At 55.8% G+C, this 4,592-nt stretch carries 5 protein-coding genes and 1 pseudogene; 3 read left to right on the plus strand and 3 right to left on the minus strand.

What is annotated here, in order from left to right; all coding sequences use genetic code 11:
* Nucleotides 1-385: 385 nt before the first annotated feature.
* Complete coding sequence (locus H5U08_RS10645) at nt 386-1,102, plus strand: hypothetical protein (RefSeq protein ID WP_297032840.1); 717 nt, start codon at nt 386-388, stop codon at nt 1,100-1,102.
* A gap of 13 nt (nt 1,103-1,115) precedes the next feature.
* On the opposite strand, the gene H5U08_RS10650 is transcribed toward H5U08_RS10645, so the two are convergent.
* Nucleotides 1,116-1,904 carry a 3-ketoacyl-ACP reductase gene (locus H5U08_RS10650; RefSeq protein WP_297032841.1) on the minus strand — a complete coding sequence of 263 codons (789 nt, stop codon included), beginning with the start codon at nt 1,902-1,904 and terminating at the stop codon, nt 1,116-1,118.
* A 578-nt stretch (nt 1,905-2,482) separates the two neighbouring features.
* Here H5U08_RS10650 and H5U08_RS19865 point away from each other — a divergent pair.
* A pseudogene (locus tag H5U08_RS19865) lies at nt 2,483-2,890 on the plus strand (6-phosphogluconolactonase); the annotation flags it as partial.
* Here H5U08_RS19865 and H5U08_RS19870 read toward each other — a convergent pair.
* A complete protein-coding gene (locus H5U08_RS19870; protein ID WP_366494414.1) occupies nt 2,864-3,355 on the minus strand; it encodes a CBS domain-containing protein in 492 nt (163 codons plus the stop codon). The pseudogene H5U08_RS19865 and the gene H5U08_RS19870 overlap by 27 nt on opposite strands.
* Before the next feature lie 226 nt (nt 3,356-3,581).
* On the opposite strand from H5U08_RS19870, the gene H5U08_RS10660 reads away from it, so the two are divergent.
* Entirely contained in the window at nt 3,582-4,370 is a 789-nt protein-coding gene (locus tag H5U08_RS10660; protein ID WP_297032843.1) for an NAD(P)-binding domain-containing protein, read from the plus strand.
* 6 nt (nt 4,371-4,376) lie between these two features.
* Here H5U08_RS10660 and H5U08_RS10665 read toward each other — a convergent pair.
* A partial coding sequence (locus H5U08_RS10665) for a hypothetical protein (RefSeq protein ID WP_297032845.1) occupies nt 4,377-4,592 on the minus strand: 216 nt, incomplete at its 5' end.

Below are 4,592 nucleotides of genomic sequence, written 5' to 3' on the forward strand. Positions count from 1 at the left end.
GTCGACAACCAAGCGAACGGGAAATCCGCGAACTATTTCCGTTCATTTCGTCCCAACCGTGAACCGCAAAAAAAGGGGCCGTTAATCGCCCCGGCCCTGCCGGGCGATCTCGTCGATTGACGAATGGGGCAGAAGTCCTGCGGGACTGACAAGCAGTCTCGTGTGGGACGTGTTAGATCTTATCTCAAGTCCAGGTCTTCCTGGCAGCCGGGCGCTGCCCGCGCGAATGACAAGCAGCAGAAGCCAGTTTGAGTGAACGCGCCGATGTCGGCGGTTCCTCTTGCGGGTGGTCACCGGTTTTGTCGTGACTTTTTGCGTCGGTTCAACAAGTCAATTTTTAATCGGCGATGAGTGTCACTTGAATGACTTGAGGAGGTGAGTGCTGATGGTAGCTCGAGTTGTTGAGAGAATTTACCGTGCGTGTGCGTTCCTGACACTCTGCGGCACCGTTTTTGTCAGCCAGCAGGGTTTCGCCGGGATTATCTATAACGGTGGTTTTGAAAATGACTTCTCAGTAATGCCCAACTGGAGTGTGAGTTTAGCGGGAAGCGGTACCCTCCAACGGGTAGCGAGTTGGACGGCCTTAGCCGATGCCACTCAAACCATTTACCCAAAGGAAGGAGCTTACTTTCTGTTGATTAAAAGCGATGAAGACGCACCCACAGATACCATCCTGCGGCAGAGTGTCGCGCTATCGGCCGGGGAAATCGTCTCCGGTTGGATGGCGATTGACGCCTATCTAAAATCCTATACATATGCGGACAGCGATTACGCGCAGATTCGGATCTTTCAGGATTCCACTATACTTTTTTCGAAGACTTTGACCGTGGATCAGCTTGACGGCGATCGATCCCTTCTCAATTGGCAATTTTGGTCATGGACGGCTCCCGCGACTGGCACCTACACGATTGAGTTACGCGCCATGGATGATACTACAAAATATGGCGCTATGACCTGGTGGGGGCTGTTCGATGGGATCGCAGTGACCGCGGCTGTCGTTCCGGAGCCGTCGGTGGGCGCCGCACTTATATCGGGGTTGGTCATGGCGATGGCCCTTGGGCGGCTTCGGCACGCGAAGAACCGCATCACGCCGAGACGTTAAGGCGATCCAACAATCACAGGGTTCGAATGTGAAACCCGCCGTCCACCAGGAAGCGAGTCCCCGTGCTGAACGGGAAATAGTCCTGAACGATGGCGGCGACGGCCCGGGCAACGTCTTCGGGACGCCCCCAGCGCCGAATGGGCCATGCTCCCTCAGCAATCAGGCGGTCGTATTTCTCCTTGACCGGCGCCGTCATATCGCTCTCAATAACGCCGGGACAGATCTCGAAGACCTGAATTTTTTCCTCTGCGAGCCGCTGGGCAAAAAGCTGTGTCATCATGTGCATGGCGGCTTTGGTCAAGCAGTAGTCCGCCCGATTTGTTGAGACGGCGAACGCAGAAACGGAAGAAATATTAATGATGTACCCTTTTTCCTGTCTCCCCGCCCGGATGAAATCGATCATCTTGCGACCGGCGGCCTGGGACAGGAAAAACGGACCTTTAAGATTGGTGGCGAAGACACGGTCCCAGCTCTCTTCGGTAGCCTCCAGGATATCCTTTCTGCCCACGGAGGTAATCCCCGCATTGTTGACGAGCACGTCCCAGCGACCGTAGTCTTCAAGACGAGCAATCATTCTCTCGCGGTCCGCAGCATTTCCGACGTCCCCCTGAACAGCTTCCGCAGAGCCGCCTTTTCCCGCGATAGAGGCGACGACTGCCTCGGCGGCGTCAGGCCGTGTAGCGTAGTTGACGAACACGTGATACCCCAGTTCCCCCAGTGTCAACGCGATTGCTGCCCCGATCCCACGAGATCCTCCGGTGACCAAAGCCGCCGGTCGCGTAGGTGCGGTGGTGCCAGCCATCTCTGTCCTCCTCTTCGTCTAAGAGTGTTCTTCCTGAATCCCTGGGAGTAAACGCCCTCAACAGAATTGCTGCGGGTGGAAGTTGCCATGTGATACAGACTATTCCTTCCGCTTGACGAAGCCCGTTTCGCGTCGCCGGGCACGACAAGCGTACCCCTCCAAACGACTTCTCGGAGGGACCTGCTTGTCAGGTCCGCTTGCCAAGCTTGGATAATCCATTTCACCCACCGAGCACCAATTGCTCGTTTGAGTTGCCGATTAAACGGCAGGGGCAAATCATCAATGGCCCCTGCCAACACACCGCCCCCGTGACATCTCACAGATCTCTGCCAATGTGCGGACGGTAACGTACCACGCAGCTTGACAAAGCCCAGCGCAGGGCTGACACTCAAGTATTATTATCATGAGGGACCGTTCGACGGGAGTCAAACGCAGGTCTGCATGAGGTTTGGCGGAACACTGGAATAAGTGAAAACACCATACCGCCAGGTGTCGGCAGTTGGGAAGTACCTCCGTTGGCTGGACGGGGAATTGGGGTCAAGGTTCGCCGCGGGTTGATCCATTGAGGGAGACGGATCATGGAAGTAGTCATCAAAGAAACTTACGAGGAAATGTGTCGGGCGGCTGCCGAGGCTGTCGCCAGTGTCCTTAATGCGAAACCGAACGCCGTCCTCGGCTTGGCTGTGGGTAACACGCACATCGGGTTATACCGAGAACTTGTGCGGATGTTTAAAGAAGGGCTGCTCGATTTTTCTCAGGTGACGACCTTCAATCTGGATGAATACGTCGGGTTGGGCAAGGATCACCCACAAAGCCAGTACTATTTCATGCACGAGAACTTTTTTAAATACGTGAATCTTTCGCCACAAAATATCTATATGCCGTCTGGCACGGCGAAAAATTACCGAGCCTTTTGTGCCTGGTACGAGCAGCGTATCAAGGAGTGTGGCGGGATCGATTTACAAATCCTGGGCATCGGGACGGATGGGCATATTGCCTTCAACGAACCGGGTAGCTCCCTCGGTTCGCGAACGAGAATCAAGACCCTGTCCGAACGACGTCTGGCGGAAATCAAGGACCTTTTTGATGCCCACCAGTCGACCGTCAACCACCACCGGCAGATGACGAATCCGGTTGTTGGTCATGAGTTGCATGGCTTGCTCGACAGTGTAGTCGGGATGGGCCACGATCAAATTGCGGGACATGGCCTCTTCCACCCGCACGGAGCGAAGCGGGTGCTCGGAAAAAGCGCAGCGGCGAAGGATATCACGTTCCGTGATGATGCCCAGAATTTCCTCGCGGCCCTCACCGGGATCACGTCGGCAAACCATCAGGGCGCCAATGTTGTGCTGGACGAGTTCTTCCACCACGTCCTGGAGAGTGGCGTCGGGGTGAATGGTGTAAACGTGGCTACCTTTGGCCGCAAGAATTTCCTTCAGAGTCATGGGCATTCACTCCGCTCGTTGAAACTTGTCGTTGACGATTTCCTCGTACCGAGTGCGTCAGTGTCGCTACCATTTTAGCCGGAAAAAATTGAATGGAACAATAGATCGAGCTGCTCGGGGGACGGAACCCGGCCGGGAGACGACCCTGCCTGGCCGTTGACACCGGGAACACAAATTGTATATTTGCAAAAAAGTGCAAGTATTTTATCGCTAACACGAGAGGATCAGGGAAATGGCGTACACCCTCGGATTCGCTGGCGGCGGACGCATCGCGCGAATTATGCTTGGCGGCTGGGTCCGGAATGGGGCTTCGATTGCCCGCGTCAAGTTCGTGGACCCAGACGACCGAGCCGCCAGGTTGCTGTTGTCTCAGGTGTCTGGCCCCCTCGAAAGGGTTTCTCAGGTCTCCGAGCTCGTGGACAGCGAGTTTATTTTTCTGGCCGTCCATCCACCGGCGATTCCCACGGTCACTGCAGAGCTTTCCGGTAAGCTGAAGCCAGAATCGGTTGTCGTTTCGCTGGCTCCCAAAATTACAATCAGTCAACTTCAACAACAGTTGGGGGGATTTCCGAACGTAGCTCGTGTCATTCCAAACGCGCCCTCTCTTGTGGGAATGGGCTACAATCCGGTCCGCCTTGCCAAGGGCTTTCCGGAGGCTCAGATGGTCCGCCTGATGAGCCTCCTGCAAATCCTGGGGAAAGCGCCGTTCGTGTCAGAATCGCACCTGGAGTTGTACGCACTCCTCACCGCGATGGGTCCGACGTATTTCTGGCCGCAATTCTATGAATTACGCTCCATCCTGACAGGCCTTGGTTTATCCCCCGAAGATTTCCAGGCAGCCCTGAGTGACATGGTTCTGGGCGCTCTTGCCACGATGGAGGCGTCCTGTCTCTCGGAAGCGGAGGTCATGGACCTGATTCCCGTCAAGCCGCTTGGCGAGTTCGAAGCGACATTTCGCCAGGCCTATCGGGACAAACTGCCGGCGATTTACGAAAAGATTCGACCAGTCGCCGAAAGTTGACATCCATCATCCACCGCAACCGCCTCCCGGCGCCTTGACCGCTTTCAGGAGGTGAATTTTGGGCGTGAATTGACGCAGCGAGACCAGCTTTTCGTCCGGCCGTGAGACGTCGATGTTGGCCCCGGGGCTGCCGGGAATGTTCAAACCAACGGGCACCGCACCGGTCGGACACTGGCGCAACTTGGTGAACACCTCGGCGTAACGAAAGTGCTCGTCTCCCTG

The organism is Thermogutta sp. (assembly GCF_014359955.1).
GTDB lineage: Bacteria > Planctomycetota > Planctomycetia > Pirellulales > Thermoguttaceae > Thermogutta.

What these genes read in the sequence shown, in the direction of transcription:
- H5U08_RS10660 (WP_297032843.1), top strand. Translation starts at nt 3,582, where the DNA reads ATGGCGTACACCCTCGGATTCGCTGGCGGCGGACGCATCGCGCGAATT.
- H5U08_RS10650 (WP_297032841.1), bottom strand. Translation starts at nt 1,904, where the DNA reads ATGGCTGGCACCACCGCACCTACGCGACCGGCGGCTTTGGTCACCGGA.
- H5U08_RS19870 (WP_366494414.1), bottom strand. Translation starts at nt 3,355, where the DNA reads ATGCCCATGACTCTGAAGGAAATTCTTGCGGCCAAAGGTAGCCACGTT.
- H5U08_RS10645 (WP_297032840.1), top strand. Translation starts at nt 386, where the DNA reads ATGGTAGCTCGAGTTGTTGAGAGAATTTACCGTGCGTGTGCGTTCCTG.